Consider the following 18,423-nt stretch of genomic DNA (forward strand, 5'->3'; position numbering starts at 1 on the left):
ACTCCTTATCAAGGGCTACTAAATACTAACATATAATAGTAACCCTTGCAATTATTTTACAAACTATTCAAAAAGTTCCGAATTGTTTGTAAAGCACGTTCAGCGTGAGCTTCAGCTCGTTCTTGTTTGGATTTAATTTTCCTTCCTAAATCCGGGAATAAGCCAAAATTAGCATTCATAGGTTGGAAGTTTTTGGAATTGGTTGAGGTGATATAGTGAGCCATGCTTCCCATTGCTGTTTCCTGAGGGAAGGTTAATGGTTCCTGTCCTGAAGCCATCCGAGCTGCATTAATACCTGCAATTAAGCCTGACGCTGCCGATTCTACATATCCCTCTACACCTGTCATTTGACCTGCGAAGAATAAATTAGGCTTTTCTTTTAGCTGATATGTAGCTTCCAGCACTTTAGGCGAATTGATAAAGGTATTTCTGTGCATAACACCATATCTTACAATTTCAGCATTTTCCAGACCTGGAATTAATCTAATCACTTCTTTTTGCGGGCCCCATTTTAAATGAGTTTGGAAGCCAACAATATTATACAATGTTCCAGCTGCATCATCCTGACGAAGCTGCACAACTGCATACGGTCGTTTTCCCGTTTTAGGATTTTCTAGGCCAACCGGCTTCATCGGGCCAAACAGCATGGTTTTCTTTCCTCGCTTTGCCATCACTTCAATAGGCATGCATCCTTCAAAGAAAATTTCCTTTTCAAACTCTTTTAACGGAACAGTTTCTGCTTCAATTAGCGCGTCATAAAAAGTATTAAATTCCTCTTCAGTCATTGGGCAATTTAAATAAGCTGCTTCCCCTTTATCATAGCGTGATTTCAAATAAACTTTGTCTAAATCAATACTGTCTTTTTCAATAATCGGTGCAGCCGCATCATAAAAATAAAAATAGTCCTCTCCTGTTAATTGGCTGATTTCACGTGATAATAATTCACTGGTAAGAGGCCCCGTCGCAATAATCGTTATCTCATCTTTTGGTATTTCCGTTAATTCCTCATTATGAATCGTTACATTTGGATGATTTCTTAATGTTTCTGTTACTCTGCCTGCAAACTCATGGCGGTCAACAGCCAGTGCTCCTCCAGCCGGTACAGAACAGTGATCTGCAGAATCAATAATAAGTGAGTTTAATTGACGCATTTCCTCTTTCAATACTCCAACCGCATTGGTTAAAGTATTTGCTCGCAAAGAATTGCTGCAAACCAATTCAGCGAACTTATCTGTATGATGTGCCGGAGTTTGTTTCACAGGTCTCATCTCATATAAATCAACCTGTATGCCTCTCTCGGCCAATTGCCAGGCCGCTTCGCTGCCAGCTAATCCGGCACCTACTACTATTACTCTTTGCATTATGTATACCCTCCAGCTATATTTATTACGTAAATCGTTATATCATGTAACACATTTAAAAACAATATGTTTTATAAGTCATACGTATCTGTTATTAAAAAGTTTCAGGATATTTCACGTATTTTATTGAGATTTAAGAAGGAAGAGCCTCAGCTCTTCCTTCCTTTAACTTTGTGGTTCTTCCTTATAATTGCAATCAAGACATGTAACTTGAATGCCTTTTTTAAGTTTTTTCTCAACTAACGGTCCTTGACATTTTGGACAAGGTCGCTGTATTGGCTTATCCCAAGAAATGAATTCACAGGCCGGGTAACGATCACAGCCATAAAAGATGCGGCGTTTTTTGCTTTTTCGTTCAACGATATTGCCTTCATGACATTTAGGACATTTCACACCGATTTCTTTGACAATCGGCTTGGTATTCCGGCAATCCGGGAAATTACTGCATGCAGCAAATTTTCCGTAACGTCCCATTTTATACACCATCGCCGATCCACATTCCTCACATGATTCGCCTGTTGGTTCATCCTTTATTTCGATTTCTTTCATCTCTTCTTCAGCCTTGGCTAAATCCTTTTCGAACTCTTTGTAGAAATGATCGATAATATTAACCCATTCAACTTCACCATCTTCTACATTATCCAGTTCGTTTTCCATTTTAGCTGTGAATTCTACGTCCAGGATGTCAGGGAAGAATTCACTCATAACTTCAATAATAATCTCGCCAAGCTCTGTCGGAACAAAGCGCTTATTATCTAGAGCTACATAGCCTCTCTTTTGGATAGTGTCAAGTGTTGGCGCATAGGTTGATGGTCTGCCAATGCCTAATTCCTCAAGGGTTTTAACCAGCCTTGCTTCTGTATAACGAGGAGGCGGCTGAGTAAAATGTTGATTTGACTCGATGTCCTTCGAAAATACAACATCCCCTTCTTTCAGATCTGGCAGTAAATTTTCCTTTTCTTCATTATTATCATCATTGCCTTCAATATATACTTTCATAAAACCGGCAAATTTTACTTTTGACCCATTTGCTCTGAATACGACATCACCGTTTTTTAAATCTACGGCCATCGTGTCCATAATGGCAGGCGCCATCTGGCTGGCAACAAATCGTTCCCATATTAATTTATATAAGCGGTATTGGTCCCTGGAGAGATATTGCTTCATCATAGAAGGTTCCCTGATCACCCCGGTCGGCCTTACTGCCTCATGGGCATCCTGTGCTCCAGATGTTTGCTTATCCTTCCTTTGGGTCTTTGGTAAGTACTCTTCCCCAAACTGAGATGTAATCCATCCGCTTGCTTCTTTTTGAGCAGTTTCTGAAATCCTGGTAGAGTCCGTTCTCATATACGTAATAAGACCCACAGTTCCTTCTTTGCCAATCTCAATACCTTCATACAGTTGCTGAGCAATCATCATGGTTTTCTTTGCTCTGAAATTAAGTTTACGAGCTGCTTCCTGTTGCAGGGATGATGTTGTAAACGGAGGAGCTGGATTACGTTTTCGCTCCTTCTTCGTTACCGATTGTACTAAGAATTCGTTTCCATTTAATTTTGAAAGTATATTATTTACATCGTCTTTGGATTGCAACGGAACTTTCTTGCCATTCAAAGATTGAAAGTTAGCTTCAAAATCCTTCTTGCCTTTCAGAAACGATCCATTAATGGACCAATACTCTTCCGGTTCAAATGCCGCTATTTCTTTTTCACGATCGATAATTAGACGTACAGCAACGGATTGAACACGTCCGGCACTTAGGCCTTTTTTTATTTTTTTCCATAGAATTGGGCTTATGCTGTATCCCACAATACGGTCTAATACTCTTCTCGCTTGCTGTGCATCTACCAGATTCATTTTAATAGGCCTTGGATGTTTAAATGACTCTTTAATTGCGTCTTTTGTTATTTCATTAAATACGACACGGCAATCAGAGCTTACATCCACACCGAGACTATGAGCTAAATGCCACGCGATTGCTTCCCCTTCTCTGTCGGGGTCAGCCGCGAGATAGACTTTCTTAGCTTTTTTTGCGGCTGTCTTTAAATCTTTTAGTACATCACCTTTACCGCGAATGGTGATATATTTCAATTGATAATTGTGTTCAAAATCTACACCCATCTGGCTCTTCGGTAAATCACGTACATGGCCCATGGATGCTTTCACTTTATATTTTTTTCCTAAATATTTTTCAATGGTTTTCGCTTTAGCAGGCGATTCCACTATAACTAAATAATCCGCCATTTCTTTCCTCCTTAAGAGGGTATCATTCTCTATATTCATGCATGTATGATTATGAAGGTTTAGATTTACTTCTGTCAATGGTATGTTCTAATGATTTTTTTACTATTAACAACAATCAATATAATCTGAATAATTACCCTGACCAAAAAACCTTGTCTGAAGCACAATGTATAACAGAAATTATAATTTTGCAACTTAAATAGTTTTAAAATAGCCTAACTAACAAAATGGTAATCTTCATCCATCATGTCCCGAAGCTCTGTTTAATGTCACCACTCATAGAGAATGTCATTCGCATGATTGATTAATTTGGCACCCTCTTTAATCAGTTCATGCGGACCTGCAGACAGTTCAGAAAACACACTTCCCGGTACCGCATAGATATCTTTACCCTGTTCTAATCCATGCTGGATTGTGATAAATGTCCCACTTCTTTGTTTTCCTTCTACCACTAGTATCGCCCGTGATAAACCACTAATAATTCTGTTTCTCATAGGAAAATGCCAGGGTTCCGGTTTCATGATGGGTGGATATTCAGACAATACTACACCATTTTTCATAATTAATTCAGCAAGTGCTGTATTTTCCTTTGGGTAAATATTAAAAAGCCCACCACCAATAACAGCTATAACCTTTCCACCGCTTTGGAGAGCTTTAATTTGTGCATGTGAATCGATCCCTCTTGCTAATCCACTTGCAATACATACATCCGCCTTAACTAAATCGGGAATTAGATAGTTAACCATCTTTTTTCCGTATTCAGTAGGGGCACGGCTACCTATTATGGCTAATATCCTTGAATTATGCAAGAGTTCAAGATTTCCTTTGCAGTATAAAATCCATGGTTGTTGATAAATAACAGAAAGTTGTCCGGGATATAGGTCATCGAGGAATGTTATACAACGGATGTGGTTTTTCTCATATATAGAAGGCATTTTTTGAAGATCTTCATTGTGGAGGTCTTTCATGAATAAGGAGATTTTTGACGAGGGTAACTCCAATGTTTCCACCCAATAACGGTAGGGCTGATCATACATCTTCTGAAGGTTCGGATCATCTTTCAATATGCGAAATTTAGCTTTCCAACTCATACCCCGACAATGATCCAGGTGCACAAGCCTATTCTTCCATTCATCCATAACAGCTTCACCTCTTAATATTTAATATATAAAGACGCTCCCCTTAAAAAGGATAAGGGGAGGCTTGTCTTATTATTAATGCGTTTTACATTTATCGTATAGCCCTTTTTCTTTTAATACGCTTAGCATCGTTTCACCCATTACAGCCGGAGTTTCCGCCACTTTTATACCGCATTCATTCAACACACGAATTTTCTCATCGGCTGTTCCTTTTCCACCGGAAATAATGGCGCCTGCATGGCCCATTCGTTTCCCTGGAGGAGCAGTACGGCCTCCGATAAATCCGGTAACCGGTTTTGTCATATTTTCTTTCACCCATTGGGCTGCTTCTTCTTCCGCTGTACCACCTATTTCACCGATCATAATCACCGCATACGTTTCAGGATCTTCATTAAAAGCTTTTAAAACGTCGATGAAATCAGTTCCATTGACAGGGTCGCCACCAATACCAACTGCTGATGACTGTCCAAAGCCCGCCTGAGTTAATTGATGCACCGCTTCATAGGTTAATGTACCCGAGCGAGAAACAACGCCAATATGCCCTTTTCTGTGGATATAACCAGGCATGATCCCTACCTTACATTCTTCAGGAGTAATAACGCCCGGACAGTTCGGCCCGATTAGACGTGTTTTCTTCCCTTCCATATAACGTTTTACTTTTACCATGTCCAATACAGGGATATGCTCTGTAATACAGATGACGAGATCAAGCTCTGCATCAACTGCTTCAAGAATGGAATCTGCAGCAAAAGGAGCTGGTACATAGATAACTGATACATTGGCACCTGTTGCTTCTTTTGCTTCAATTACGGTATTGAAGACAGGAACACCTTCAGCCTCAGCGCCGCCTTTACCAGGTGTTACACCGCCCACAATATTCGTGCCGTATTCTAACATTTGCTTCGTATGAAAACGGGCTGTAGATCCTGTAATACCTTGTACAATCACTTTTGAATCTTTATTAACAAATACGCTCATTTCATATATCCTCCAGTCTTAGCCTATTAACGAAACGATTTTTTGTGCACCATCAGCCATTGATTCTGCAGCTGTGACATTAATACCGGATTCCTCTAATATCTTTTTACCAAGGTCTACATTCGTACCTTCTAGGCGTACGACCAGCGGTACCTGTAAGCTAACCTGTTTAGCTGCTTCAACAACGCCCTCAGCAATAACATCACATTTCATTATGCCGCCAAATATATTTACAAAAATCCCCTTAACATGGCTGTCTGAAAGGATAATCTTAAATGCTTCCGTAACTTTTTCAGCCGTTGCACTGCCCCCAACATCGAGGAAGTTGGCTGGAGTGCCACCATAGTGATTAATAATATCCATTGTTGACATCGCAAGTCCTGCGCCATTAACCATGCAGCCGATATTGCCATCAAGAGATATATAGCTTAGGTCGTATTTGGAAGCTTCGATTTCTTTTGGGTCTTCTTCCTCAAGATCTCGATAAGCGACAATATCCTTGTGGCGATAAAGCGCATTTTCGTCAAAATTCAACTTAGCATCCAAAGCCATCACTTCTCCGTCGCCTGTAACGACCAAAGGATTGATTTCAGCAATAGAACAGTCTTTTTCAATAAATGCCGTGTAAAGACTAATCATAAATTTAGCTGCTTTGTTGATTAATTCATTTGGTATATTAATATTAAAAGCTATTCTTCTAGCTTGGAATGGTGTTAATCCGATTACAGGATCAATAACTTCCTTGAAGATTTTTTCCGGTGTCTTTTCAGCAACTTCTTCTATTTCTGTTCCGCCCTCTTCAGAAGCCATTAACACAACTCTTGAAGTTGCTCTATCAAGAACAAGCCCAACATAATATTCTTTCTTGATGTCACAGCCTTCTTCAATAAGTAAGCGTTTTACTTCTTTACCATCCAGACCCGTTTGATGCGTTACCAATACTTTGCCGAGTATTTCACCAGCATATGTACGAACCTCATCCAGCGATTTGGCAACCTTGACACCGCCAGCTTTCCCTCTTCCACCCGCATGGATTTGAGCTTTCACAACAGTAACCGCAGTTCCAAGTTCACTTGCTGCGTTAACTGCTTCCTCAACAGAAAAAGCGACTTTTCCATTTGGAACATTTACCCCGTATTGTCTGAGGATCTCTTTACCTTGATACTCATGGATATTCATTTCTTATCCTCCCATCAAAACTTTCAGACTATAAAAAATATATTGCGTTTTCATTGTATTAAAACTAGTATTCAAAGTCCAATAATTTAAAGCAATTTCACCAAATATCGGTAATTTTTTTACACTTATTACATAAAATGATAAAGAAAGCATACTAAAAGAAAGGCTGAAATCATCATTTTCAGCCTTCAAAAAAGATATATATTTTGGCATTCCGTAGAAAACTTCTTCGGATAAGTTACTATAGTAATAGAAGATAATTCTATCCACTACTCCCTCAAAATCTCATAACTTTTCTTTTTAGCTTTTCGCTTCATCCCAACTTCTGGAGCTATATCCATTAGGTTTGTTTTCGATACAATTTAACAAGCGAAACGATGATGGCAATCAAAAAGACGGCGATACTATTCCACAGCAAAATAGCTGCTATGTTAAATCCGTAAAAGAACGCAAATCCATCTTCTATCAGCCAGACGGCTAACATTCCAGCGACTAAACCAAACACACCGGCCAATAATAAAGTGACTAATGCAGCTAGATACAAATTGCGCTTTTTATTAAAAACAAAGAACGCAATTAAATTCGCTGCCAGAATGAAAATAATCATTAGAAACAGAAAAAAATCGATCACGCCCACTCCTTATTTACCCATATTTTTCAAACTAAAAGACCTGTCCACAATACACAGGTATTCTATGGCGAAATTCTCTATCTCTTAGGAAACCCTTTCTATAAATTATTTACTAGTTTTATGGTCAACCTTATATATAAAGGCAAAAACCTCTGCAACTGCCTGATAAAGTTCCTCAGGAATCAATTGATTAATCTCAAGCTGTGATAGTAATTCTGTAAGACTAGGATCCTTTCGGACAGGAATCTCATGTTTTACAGCTTCCTTTAAGATATGATCAGCTACAATACCTTTTCCCTTAGCTATTAATTTTGGGGAGACATCCTGATTTTCCTCATATTTTAAAACAGAGGCAGATTTTCTGCTTTTTTTCATATTTTATAATCAACCCCGGTATACCCAAAAGAGGGATAATATGATTTACTTATTTCAGAACTTACAGACTTCTCCTGCGAAAAATCAGCAATTTTTACAGTTGATAGAATATACCCCTTCTCCTCTAAATTTTCCTTCAGTATGGTCACCAGGGAACTGGCAGCAATATTTGCCTCCTTTTTCTCCCCAGTCCATATCTTTAAACTAATGATCCGGTTTTGGATATTCATATCAATAACGGTTTCTTTTAAGTGGGCTAGCTCTAAATAAAATACAATTCGGCAATATGCTGGATCAATTGTCCCATCTTCTCGTTTTCGACCAGTCCATTGCAATGTCAAATCACCTTTAACCGAAGTTAAGGGAACTGGAATCTGCATAAATACATTCTGCAGTGGTCCGGTTTCCTGGGATAATAATTGAAACGCGGCTAACCTTGTCAGAATGGCTTCAGCCTGGTTTTTTAGTTGGATGGGTGTTTTTTCGGCCGTCAATTGTATCAATGTATCCTTTACTATACTTGTCTCAGGCTGTTTTGATTGATCCTTAATTCCTAGTGATTGCATGATGGAGTTCATCGCTTTATATAAGGTGTTATTCTTATCAAGATGACTAAACAGATCACTTTTCAAAATTTTTTCCTGAACCTTTTGCCATTCTTCTGCTGTTAGTTCAGGGGGACGTGTGCTATTTCCACTAAATACCCTTTCTATCCATTCCTGTAATCTATTATGACTAGAATTCGATAAAATTACCTCTCCTTCCTTAAGGATCAACCCAGCCTTTTGAAAAATTTCCATATTCTCGTCCATAAGAGACATAGCTATCCCTTGAAAGGCTTCCCTCTTACCTGTCTGAAGAAATTCCTCTAATCTATTTATTATATGAGCATATTTACCTAGATTGTCGGAAGTCTTAAGATATTTTGTCAGGGAATCAAGCATACTAGTTAATGATTCTCCAGTTTTCAGTGATAAAAGAGCATCCAACACAGTTTTATGTATCGGAAGCTGGTTCATGTACGCTAATTTAATGGTTGGCATTCCTATTGATGGATCGCCTGTTGAATTCAGCCAGTTTAAAGCCCTGGTAAAGCTATCTTTCGTCACAGCCAGCTGGTTGGCAATCACCATTTCAGCCAGATTTCCCCCGCCCTTGATGCCTTTATCTGGAATGCACTTAATAGTTGAGCGGGCAAATCGGGCTTTGATATTCCACTGCCAAAAGGCAATACCTTTAATTGCATCAAACCATTTTCTGTTTGCCTGACCTGAAATAATTGGCGCACATGCGCTTCCACTGATACATCCAATTTCGCTATCATTTTTGTTCCATTTACGAGAACTTCCGCCATATTATGAGGATAAAATTTCGTGATTTTTCCAGCAAATATTTGGCCATCTCTGAAGCCTGTTGATACCTTGCTATAAGCCAGTTTATTGATCTATGAATCTATATTTATGACAGGCTGCAAAAAATCACACCTCTCTTATCAGTAATTATTCTTTAAAGGAGCAAATGTCATCCTGTGCCAATCAACCGGACCATACTTTTCGATAGCTTCTAAATGACTGCTCGTTCCATACCCCATATGCTTATCAAATCCATATTGTGGATAGATTTCTGCATATTCCTTCATAAGTCTGTCTCTCGTTTCTTTGGCAATGACTGAAGCAGCTGCAATAGAGATAGACTTGGCATCCCCTTTAATCAGCGACATCTGTGGTATAGGCAAATCTAACTTCATAGCATCTATCAATGCATATTCCGGGAATACTTTTAACTGATTCACTGCTGAAAGCATCGCCTTTTTGGCAGCTTCATAAATATTTATTTTGTCGATTTCCTCACTGTGTATAATGCCAACCCCAACCGCAAGCGCATTTTCCAGTATGTACTCGTAGTATTGCTCTCTTTTTGCAGCAGAGAGTTTCTTTGAGTCAGTAAGGCCGGCTAAATAAAAGTTTTCAGGCAAAATCACAGCCCCTGCTACTACAGGACCAGCAAGCGGCCCTCTGCCAGCTTCGTCTATGCCCACTATATATTGATATCCTTCATCCCTTAGTTGGTTCTCAAAAACCGATATGGAGTCGAAATGGCGTCTTTCCTCTACTTTCCTGGCAATTGCTCTTTCAAAGCCTGAGAGGGCAACCTGGACGCCTTTACGCTGATCCTTGCGGCATTCCTGAACAAACGGATCCTCGATGGTTTCTAGCTCTTTAAGCTTATTTTTTATTTCTGAAATGGTAAGTGAATTCGTCATTTCTGCTATCCTTCCTAATTAATATCGGTTTTGGCACACAAATGTAAAGACCCCCAAACAAGGGGGCCTTCTAGTTTTTTATTATATATCAGATTCCAATTCAAATGGAGATTCAAACGTTAATCTTCCAAATTTTTGTGTACGGATATCTCTTATAATCAATTCAGCAGTTTTATCATAATCCACTATGCCACCGCCAGCTAAACATCCTCGCAATTTCCCTACTTGGTCAAAGGCTTCCACAATTTCTTCTGGAATTTCCTCAAGCTTATACCCATCGAGCAAACGCGCTGGATATTCCCTCTCCAAAAATTTCAATCCATAGATTGCAATATCATGAAGATTTAAAATGGTATCCTTAATAGCTCCTGTTACAGCTAGTTTACAGCCGACTTCCTGATCCTCAAACTTCGGCCATAGGATACCAGGAGTGTCCAATAGTTCAAGCTCCTTACCAACTTTAATCCATTGCTGCGCTTTTGTCACACCTGGCATATTACCGGTTTTGGCAATATTTTTTCCAGCAAGCCTATTTATTAATGTAGACTTCCCAACATTGGGAATTCCGACAATCATGGCACGGATTGCACGTGGTTTTATTCCTCTAGATTTCATCTTTTCTATTTTTTCTTTAAGAACTTCTTGAGCTCCCGCCATAATACTTTTCAAGCCTGTCCCTTGATGTGCATTTACGGCTACGGCTTTAATTCCCTTAGCTTCGAAATAGGCTAACCATTGATTTGTTTTACTTTGATCTGCCATATCTGCCTTATTTAAAATCACCAGCCGCGGTTTATGCTGAATAATTTCATCAATCATAGGATTTCTAGATGATTGGGGAAGCCGAGCATCTACTAGCTCAAATATTATGTCTACCAGCTTTAATTTTTCTGTTACTTCACGCCGAGCTTTAGCCATATGCCCGGGAAACCATTGTATCGTCATACTTTCACCTTTTCAGTCATTAGTCAACAATTCTAAATTCTTTTAACGGCCAGTACACTAGACTGGTTTTGCCCAAAATCTCACTTTGCTTGATCGTTCCAATATGGCGGCTATCTTTCGAGTATCTTCGATTATCCCCCATCACAAACACTTCACCCTCGGGAACCGTTTCCTGGCCAATAATTTCTTCCAGTGTAAATGGTTCTGTCAAAGGTCCTTCAATCATTTGTTCCTTGGCTTCATCCAGGTAAGGCTCTTCATATGCCTTGCCATTAATATATAAAGTATCATCTTTATATTCTATTTTATCTCCAGGTAAGCCAATTACTCTTTTAATGTAATCTTTTTCTTCTGTAGCGTGAAATACCACTATATCAAATCGCTCAGGTTCACCGATTTTATAGGACATTTTATTGACTACCATTCTATTTTCATTATGAAGGGTTGGCATCATCGATAAACCATCAACCAATATAGGTGCAAATAGGAAATATCGGATGATTGCTGCCAATACTATTGCAATAACTAAAGCTTTAACCCACTCGAGGATTTCACTTTTCCCTTTAGACTTAGCCATATTCGTACACCGCCTATATCTTCTCTATATATGTATAAATATATACTTTTCACATAAAAAAGCAATAATTTGATGTTTAATGTGAAAAAGGAGCTTGTGTCAGCACAAGCTCCTTGTATCCACTCACGTTAAACACGTAATTATCGGATTTCTTTAATACGTGCTGCTTTACCGCGTAGGTTACGCAAGTAATAAAGCTTAGCACGACGTACTTTACCGCGACGGATAACTTCCAATTTAGCGATACGTGGTGTGTGCAATGGGAATGCACGTTCAACACCTACACCATAGGAAATTTTGCGGACTGTGAAAGTTTCACTGATTCCGCCTCCACGACGCTTGATTACTACGCCTTCGTATACCTGAATACGTTCACGAGTTCCCTCAACAACCTTAACGTGTACTCTTACAGTATCACCGGAACGGAAAGTAGGAAGATCAGTTCTTAATTGATCCTTCGTGATTTCTTCGATTAATTTATGCATCGTATTCAACTCCTTCCACCCAATGCTCTTGCCACCCCTTCTCGAGATAATGACAGCGGAACATTGTTATAAAAGCAAGGCTTTACAGCCTAACTCACAAAATGTATCTTATCATATAAAACACCTAAAGCGCAACTATCTATCTTCATTTTTTATTTCTTCGAGCCATTTTTTTTCTTCTTTGGTCAGATCATAATGATTCAATAAATCCGGACGCCTTTGCCAGGTTCTGCGCAAAGATTCTTTCTTTCTCCATTCCTCAATATATTTATGGTTTCCCGAAATGAGAACATCCGGGACCTTCATCCCGCGAAAATCAGCCGGACGCGTATAATGAGGGTGTTCCAAAAGACCTGAACTAAATGAATCCAGTACAGGTGAATCCTCATTCCCCAGCACCCCTGGCAATAGCCGCACTACACTATCGATGATCACCATTGCTCCAAGCTCTCCACCCGTTAATACGAAATCACCAATTGATATTTCGTCTGTTACCGCATGTTCGCGTATCCTTTCGTCATACCCTTCGTAATGCCCGCACACGAAAATAAGCTGATCTTCCTTTGCCAGTTCCTCTGCTTTAGCTTGGTTATAGCGTTCCCCCTGTGGACATAAAAGGATGACCCGAGGCTTTTTCTTCTGCTCTTTTGGAGTGATTTGCTCCAAGCAATCAAAAATCGGCTGAGGTTTCAGTACCATTCCTGCCCCACCGCCATATGGGTAATCATCAACAGATTGATGCTTGTTATCTGAATACTCCCGGAAATTATGGGTATGGTATTCAACTGCCTGTTTTTCAGCAGCCTTCTTAAGGATGGAGGATCCAAACACTCCGCTGAACATTTCAGGAAATAAGGTTAGGATATCGATTCTCATTAATCAAGCAGTCCTTCCATCGGATCAATCGAGATCATTTTTGCATCTACATCAATTTCTTTAACAACATCATCAATATAAGGAATCAATACTTCTTTACCGTTTTTCCCGCTGATGACCCATACATCATTTGCTCCAGGTGAAAGGATTTCTTTTACCACACCCAATTCGGCACCATCTGCAGTACGTACTGTGCATCCGATGATTTCATGGTAATAATATTCCCCTTCATCAAGGCTGCCCATTTGTTCCTCTGATATCTTTAATACGCCTTCTTTATAAGACTCCACTGATTCTATCGTGCCATGCCCTTCAAACGTCAATAAATAAAAGTTTTTGTGTTGTCTTGAAGATTGAACAGTGACTTCAATAGGCTCATTTGAGCTCTTTTTAAAGATATATAAAGTGCTCCCATTTTTATATCGTTCTTCCGGGAAATCAGTGCTTGAAATAACCCTGACCTCGCCTTTTATTCCGTGGGTATTAACAATTTTGCCAACTTTAAACCATTTTTGCATTTCTTTCTGTTCACCTCTATTTAAATTCATCAATGATTCCATCTTTAATAATGATGGTTTTAGTTTGTACAACTTCTTCCCAATTTTGCCCGACTTCAACATCAATTATTGCCTGAACTTCTCGTTCCTTTAATTCACTCCCATAGGGGAGAATATCAAGCTGTTGAATTTGAAAGTCCAGCAGCTTCACTTTTTCCTTACGCATATCGATTTCTTTCTCAAAATGCGTTTTTAAGCTTGCGGGTTGAAATTTCTTTGTTTTTTCCAGCTTCTTTAATTCAAAGCGCAATTGATCACATTCTTTATTCAAAACGCTTTTTTTATATTCAAACTGCTCCAACAGCTGTATTTTACTCTTCTCAGTTAATACCTGTTTCACTATAACATTTTGAAGTATTTTCATTATGGCACCTCTTTCATACATACCAATCCACCAATTGTATTACGGTACTGAAGAAATCCTGAAACTTATCAACTCATCATCATTATAGCTACTTTCAAATAACGGTACTATGTATAGATTATACACTTCACACTTTAACCAACCCAAAACCCTCATAATTCATAACTTAATACTATCCCGAACCACAATAAATGACAACCAAAAGCTGAGGCGACTGTTCAGACCCGACAAGCATAAGAGGAGGCACGTAGGGAGGCGTCCTTTCCTCCCGCAGTGGCTACACTTATGTCTCGAGGGTCTAGGAGCCGAAGCTAGATGACAACCAAAAGCTGAGACGGCTCGCCCAGAAGCGAGGAGCATAAGACAGGGGTTCGGAGGGAGGCGCTCTCCCCTCCCGAAGAGACCATGCTTATGTCCTGAGCTTCTAGCCGTCGAAGCTAGATGACAACCAAAAGCTGAAAGAGCTCGCCCAGGAGTGAGGAGCATAAGACAGAGGCTCGGAAGGGGGGGTAAGGTACAAAGACTAAGAACGCCACATCGTGTCGCAACGTCTTTGTGTCCAACATCCTGTTGCCCTCCTGTAGAGGCTATGCTTATGTCCCGAGCTCCTAGCTCATGAAGCTGGATGACAACCAAAAGCTGAAGGGCCTAATTCAAGGAACGAAGACTAAAAACGCCACGTCCTGTGGCAACATCTTCGTTACCTCATCTCCTTGCCCTCTTGCTCAGCCCTTAGTGAGTATGCATGAATATATAAGAAAAAGGAGGGATTGCTCCCTCCTTTTTTCAATCGCGTATTTCCAGATAGACTTTTTTGTCATTCTTGGATGCAGCAGTATACACTACTGTTCGAATAGCTTTAGCTACACGCCCCTGTTTGCCGATTACCTTCCCCATGTCTTTCTTATTGACCGACAGGGTAAAAACAATCTTATTGGCTTGTTCATCCATTGCTACGGTCACGTCATCCGGATGATCGACAAGAGGCTTTACGATTGTTTCAATCAATTCTATCATAACGGACCTTTATATTACTTGCTTTGCTTCGCGTTGTGGAATTTTTCCATGATGCCTTCTTTTGACAACAAGTTACGAACTGTGTCAGATGGTTTAGCACCATTTTGAAGCCATTGTAAAGTAAGTTCCTCGTCAATTTTCACTTCAGCTGGGTTTGCAACTGGGTTGTAAGTTCCAACTGTCTCAATGAAACGACCGTCACGAGGAGAACGAGAATCTGCTACTACAATACGATAGAAAGGAGTCTTTTTAGCTCCCATACGTTTTAAACGAATTTTTACTGCCATTTTATACTTGCACCTCCGAATAGTATCACACAAGATAGTATATTACCAAATCAATATACCCTTGTAAAGTGTTTTTTCTTAACACCCATATTTTTTTACATAAAAGGTAGCTTAAAGCCGCCTTTTTTCTTACCTTTTTGCTGCATGCCAGTCATTTGCTTCATCAACTTCTTCATGTCTTCAAATTGCTTTAGAAGTCGGTTTACTTCCTGAATCGGTCTTCCGCTTCCTTTAGCAATCCGTTTACGTCTGCTGGCATTAATAATTTCAGGCTGATCCTTCTCTTTCTTCGTCATTGATTGAATGATTGCCTCAACATGAGCAATTTGCTTATCATCAATGGAAAGATTGTTCATCCCTTTAATTTTGTTTGCACCTGGAAGCATTTTTAAAATGTCATCCAGCGGTCCCATTTTTTTGACCTGTGCTAGCTGTTCGAGGAAATCATCAAATGTGAAAGAGTTTGTACGCATCTTCTTCTCGAGTTCGCGTGCTTTCTCCTCATCAACATCAGTTTGGGCCTTCTCAATCAGCGTGAGAACATCGCCCATCCCTAGAATCCTTGAAGCCATTCGTTCCGGGTGGAATGGCTCTAATGCATCCATCTTTTCACCCATACCGACAAACTTAATCGGTTTTTCAGCTACTGAACGAATGGATAATGCTGCACCACCGCGTGTATCTCCATCCAATTTGGTTAAAATAACACCGGTGATTTCGAGTTGGTCGTTAAAGCTTTTAGCTACATTGACTGCATCCTGTCCTGTCATGGCATCTACAACTAAGAAAATCTCATCTGGTTTTACAGCTTCTTTAATTTCAGCCAATTCGCCCATCAGATTTTCATCAATATGCAAACGCCCTGCTGTATCGACTAAAACATAATCGCAATGCTCTTCTTTAGCTTTGGCAACCCCTTGCTTGGCAATTTCTACAGGACTTACTTGATCTCCCAAAGAAAAGACAGGCATAGAGAGCTGACCACCTAAAGTTTCAAGCTGCTTAATAGCTGCGGGACGATAAATATCGGCTGCAACTAGCATTGGTTTACGATTATATTTCTTGCGAAGCAGATTAGCCAGTTTACCTGTGGTTGTTGTTTTACCGGCACCCTGTAAACCAACCATAAGGATAACAGTTGGAGGACGATTTGAAACAGCAATCTTGCTTTGTTCGCCACCCATTAATTCCGTCAATTCTTCCTTAACGACCTTGATTACCTGTTGACCAGGTGTCAAGCTCTTTAAAACTTCTTGACCAATAGCCCTTTCATTGACACGTTTGATAAAATCCTTAACTACTTTAAAGTTAACGTCTGCTTCAAGAAGTGCGAGCTTTACTTCTCTCATCATTTCTTTTACATCAGCTTCCGTCACTTTACCCTTGCCTCGGATTCTTTGCAAAGTGCCCTGCAGTCGGTCGGCTAAACCTTCAAATGCCATTATGCCGCCTCCTAATCTAACTTTTCAAGAGATGCTATAATCTCAATCAGTTGTTCTTTAACATCATTTTCATTCATCTGTTCTGTTAAACTTCCTAACTTATTGAGCAAAAGGCTGCGTTCCTGTGATTTATAAAACAGTAAAAGCTTAGCCTCGTATTCTTCAAGCATCGCTTCTGTTCGCTTAATATTATCATAAACGGCCTGGCGGCTCACCTCATATTCATCGGCAATTTCACCCAGGGAATAATCGTCCAGATAATAAAGAGACATATAACTTTTTTGCTTTGGTGTCAGCAATGATTGATAGAAGTCATATAGGTAATTCATCCGCATTGTTTTCTCGAGCATTACTGACCCTCCAACTCTGTTAAGTGAAATACCTTTACAATATACAAGTTTAATCGGAAAATCAAAGAATGTCAAGAACCCTTTCCTGAAGAGGCAAGGCTTGTATTACCAATGCTTTACTGTCATATTTCAGTTTTAAAAACACATGCAAAAGAGCGCAGTTTTTATTTAAAAAGATAGATTCATCTAAGGTGACGCCAATGGTAAATCTCTTCTATCCTTGCTCCTTTCGAACCAACTGCCTTTTCCCGAATGATTATCCCTGTCTAAAAATCCTCTAAAATTACGACATAGACTCCGTAAAAGAGAAAAGAGCCCGTATAAACACAGGCTCTTCCCTTCAAAATAATGGTTTACTCTTCTGCTTCATCTACTAACTCGGCAAATAATCCATATACAAATTGTTCTGCATCGAATTCCTGTAAATCATCCATTTGCTCACCCAGGCCAGCGAATTTAACTGGAATGCCGAGCTCATTGCGAATGGCAATGACAATTCCGCCTTTCGCTGTTCCATCTAGCTTTGTTAATACAATCCCGGAAACATCTGTGGCTTCCTTAAATGTTTTGGTTTGAATTAACGCATTCTGTCCAGTGGTGGCATCGAGAACCAACAACACTTCATGCGGCGCACCCGGTACTTCCCGTTCAATAACCTTCTTAACCTTTTCAAGCTCTTTCATAAGGTTAACCTTGTTTTGAAGTCTTCCTGCTGTGTCACATAGAAGGATATCCGCTTTACGTGATTTAGCAGCCTGCACAGCATCAAACATAACAGCAGCTGGATCTGAACCTGCTCCCTGCTTAATGACCTCTACACCAACCCGATTGCCCCATACTTCTAATTGTTCAATCGCACCGGCACGGAAAGTATCTCCCGCTGCCAAAAGGACCTTCTTACCCTCACTCTTATATTTATGAGCAAGTTTTCCAATCGTTGTCGTTTTACCCACACCATTCACACCTACAAACAGAATAACTGTCAGTTGATCTTCCTGAATGTTTACAGCATTGGATTTCTCCTCACCAGCCTGATAAATTTCAACAAGCTTCTCAGATATAACGCTTCGTACATCTTTTGTATCTTTTATATTGCGGCGTTTCACTTCAAATTTCAGCTTATCAATCAATTCCATTACGGTTTCAACACCGATATCCGCCTGAATCATGACATCTTCAAGCTCTTCAAAAAAGTCTTCATCCACTTCTCTGTAGCGGGCAACTAAATCATTGACCTTTTCGGAAAATGAATTTCTTGTTTTAGTCAATCCCTGTTTAAACTTTTCAGATGTACTAGTTGTTTGTTCACTAAATTTTTCTTTTAGCTTCTTAAAAAAACTCATGTATTTACCACCT

General features: G+C 39.7%; 21 protein-coding genes. All 21 read right to left on the reverse strand.

Going from position 1 to position 18,423, the window contains the following annotated elements; genetic code table 11:
* Positions 1–56: 56 nt before the first annotated feature.
* The 21 genes from trmFO to ftsY all read right to left on the reverse strand — a co-directional run bounded on the left by trmFO (position 57) and on the right by ftsY (position 18,410).
* A complete protein-coding gene (gene trmFO / locus A8L44_RS01455; RefSeq protein ID WP_066100459.1) occupies positions 57–1,361 on the reverse strand; it encodes an FADH(2)-oxidizing methylenetetrahydrofolate--tRNA-(uracil(54)-C(5))-methyltransferase TrmFO in 1,305 nt (434 codons plus the stop codon).
* Between the two features lie 165 nt (positions 1,362–1,526).
* On the reverse strand, positions 1,527–3,602 hold the full coding sequence (topA, locus tag A8L44_RS01460; RefSeq protein ID WP_066100462.1) for a type I DNA topoisomerase: 2,076 nt from the start codon (positions 3,600–3,602) through the stop codon (positions 1,527–1,529).
* A 269-nt stretch (positions 3,603–3,871) separates the two neighbouring features.
* On the reverse strand, positions 3,872–4,741 hold the full coding sequence (gene dprA, locus A8L44_RS01465; RefSeq protein ID WP_066100468.1) for a DNA-processing protein DprA: 870 nt from the start codon (positions 4,739–4,741) through the stop codon (positions 3,872–3,874).
* A gap of 75 nt (positions 4,742–4,816) precedes the next feature.
* Positions 4,817–5,719: a succinate--CoA ligase subunit alpha gene (gene sucD / locus A8L44_RS01470; RefSeq protein ID WP_066100471.1), complete on the reverse strand. Its 903-nt coding sequence runs from the start codon at positions 5,717–5,719 to the stop codon at positions 4,817–4,819.
* An 18-nt stretch (positions 5,720–5,737) separates the two neighbouring features.
* The gene (sucC, locus tag A8L44_RS01475) at positions 5,738–6,898 is read right to left on the reverse strand and encodes an ADP-forming succinate--CoA ligase subunit beta (RefSeq protein ID WP_066100473.1); all 1,161 of its coding nucleotides are present in this window, start codon (positions 6,896–6,898) and stop codon (positions 5,738–5,740) included.
* A 340-nt stretch (positions 6,899–7,238) separates the two neighbouring features.
* Complete coding sequence (locus A8L44_RS01485; RefSeq protein WP_066100479.1) at positions 7,239–7,529, reverse strand: hypothetical protein; 291 nt, start codon at positions 7,527–7,529, stop codon at positions 7,239–7,241.
* Between the two features lie 105 nt (positions 7,530–7,634).
* A complete protein-coding gene (locus tag A8L44_RS01490; protein ID WP_066100482.1) occupies positions 7,635–7,904 on the reverse strand; it encodes an EscU/YscU/HrcU family type III secretion system export apparatus switch protein in 270 nt (89 codons plus the stop codon).
* Positions 7,901–9,037 carry a hypothetical protein gene (locus A8L44_RS01495; protein WP_066100487.1) on the reverse strand — a complete coding sequence of 379 codons (1,137 nt, stop codon included), beginning with the start codon at positions 9,035–9,037 and terminating at the stop codon, positions 7,901–7,903. Before A8L44_RS01495 ends, A8L44_RS01490 begins: the two co-directional genes overlap by 4 nt.
* The gene (locus tag A8L44_RS01500; RefSeq protein ID WP_139063785.1) at positions 9,031–9,228 is read right to left on the reverse strand and encodes a hypothetical protein; all 198 of its coding nucleotides are present in this window, start codon (positions 9,226–9,228) and stop codon (positions 9,031–9,033) included. Before A8L44_RS01500 ends, A8L44_RS01495 begins: the two co-directional genes overlap by 7 nt.
* 168 nt (positions 9,229–9,396) lie before the next feature.
* Complete coding sequence (locus A8L44_RS01505; RefSeq protein ID WP_066100499.1) at positions 9,397–10,167, reverse strand: ribonuclease HII; 771 nt, start codon at positions 10,165–10,167, stop codon at positions 9,397–9,399.
* A gap of 81 nt (positions 10,168–10,248) precedes the next feature.
* Entirely contained in the window at positions 10,249–11,112 is an 864-nt protein-coding gene (gene ylqF, locus A8L44_RS01510; protein WP_066100502.1) for a ribosome biogenesis GTPase YlqF, read from the reverse strand.
* 19 nt (positions 11,113–11,131) lie between these two features.
* Positions 11,132–11,689 (reverse strand): signal peptidase I, encoded by a 558-nt coding sequence (gene lepB, locus A8L44_RS01515; protein WP_066100505.1) that lies wholly within the window; start codon positions 11,687–11,689, stop codon positions 11,132–11,134.
* Positions 11,690–11,829: 140 nt separating this feature from the next.
* Positions 11,830–12,174, reverse strand: a complete 345-nt coding sequence (gene rplS / locus A8L44_RS01520) for a 50S ribosomal protein L19 (protein ID WP_066100509.1) — start codon at positions 12,172–12,174, stop codon at positions 11,830–11,832.
* A gap of 135 nt (positions 12,175–12,309) precedes the next feature.
* A complete protein-coding gene (trmD, locus tag A8L44_RS01525; protein ID WP_066100512.1) occupies positions 12,310–13,050 on the reverse strand; it encodes a tRNA (guanosine(37)-N1)-methyltransferase TrmD in 741 nt (246 codons plus the stop codon).
* Positions 13,050–13,568, reverse strand: coding sequence for a ribosome maturation factor RimM (gene rimM, locus A8L44_RS01530; RefSeq protein WP_066102282.1), 519 nt, complete (start codon positions 13,566–13,568; stop codon positions 13,050–13,052). The genes trmD and rimM overlap by 1 nt, the downstream gene beginning before the upstream one ends.
* 16 nt (positions 13,569–13,584) lie before the next feature.
* The gene (locus A8L44_RS01535; RefSeq protein ID WP_066102285.1) at positions 13,585–13,971 is read right to left on the reverse strand and encodes a YlqD family protein; all 387 of its coding nucleotides are present in this window, start codon (positions 13,969–13,971) and stop codon (positions 13,585–13,587) included.
* A 786-nt stretch (positions 13,972–14,757) separates the two neighbouring features.
* Positions 14,758–14,988 (reverse strand): KH domain-containing protein, encoded by a 231-nt coding sequence (locus A8L44_RS01540; protein ID WP_066100515.1) that lies wholly within the window; start codon positions 14,986–14,988, stop codon positions 14,758–14,760.
* 14 nt (positions 14,989–15,002) lie between these two features.
* The gene (gene rpsP, locus A8L44_RS01545) at positions 15,003–15,275 is read right to left on the reverse strand and encodes a 30S ribosomal protein S16 (protein WP_066100518.1); all 273 of its coding nucleotides are present in this window, start codon (positions 15,273–15,275) and stop codon (positions 15,003–15,005) included.
* A 95-nt stretch (positions 15,276–15,370) separates the two neighbouring features.
* Complete coding sequence (gene ffh / locus A8L44_RS01550) at positions 15,371–16,717, reverse strand: signal recognition particle protein (protein ID WP_066100520.1); 1,347 nt, start codon at positions 16,715–16,717, stop codon at positions 15,371–15,373.
* 11 nt (positions 16,718–16,728) lie between these two features.
* Positions 16,729–17,067, reverse strand: a complete 339-nt coding sequence (locus A8L44_RS01555; protein ID WP_066100523.1) for a putative DNA-binding protein — start codon at positions 17,065–17,067, stop codon at positions 16,729–16,731.
* Positions 17,068–17,420: 353 nt separating this feature from the next.
* The gene (gene ftsY / locus A8L44_RS01560) at positions 17,421–18,410 is read right to left on the reverse strand and encodes a signal recognition particle-docking protein FtsY (protein ID WP_066100527.1); all 990 of its coding nucleotides are present in this window, start codon (positions 18,408–18,410) and stop codon (positions 17,421–17,423) included.
* Positions 18,411–18,423: the final 13 nt, after the last annotated feature.

The sequence above is a fragment of the Bacillus sp. FJAT-27986 genome, assembly GCF_001685035.1.
Lineage (GTDB): Bacteria > Bacillota > Bacilli > Bacillales > Pradoshiaceae > Pradoshia.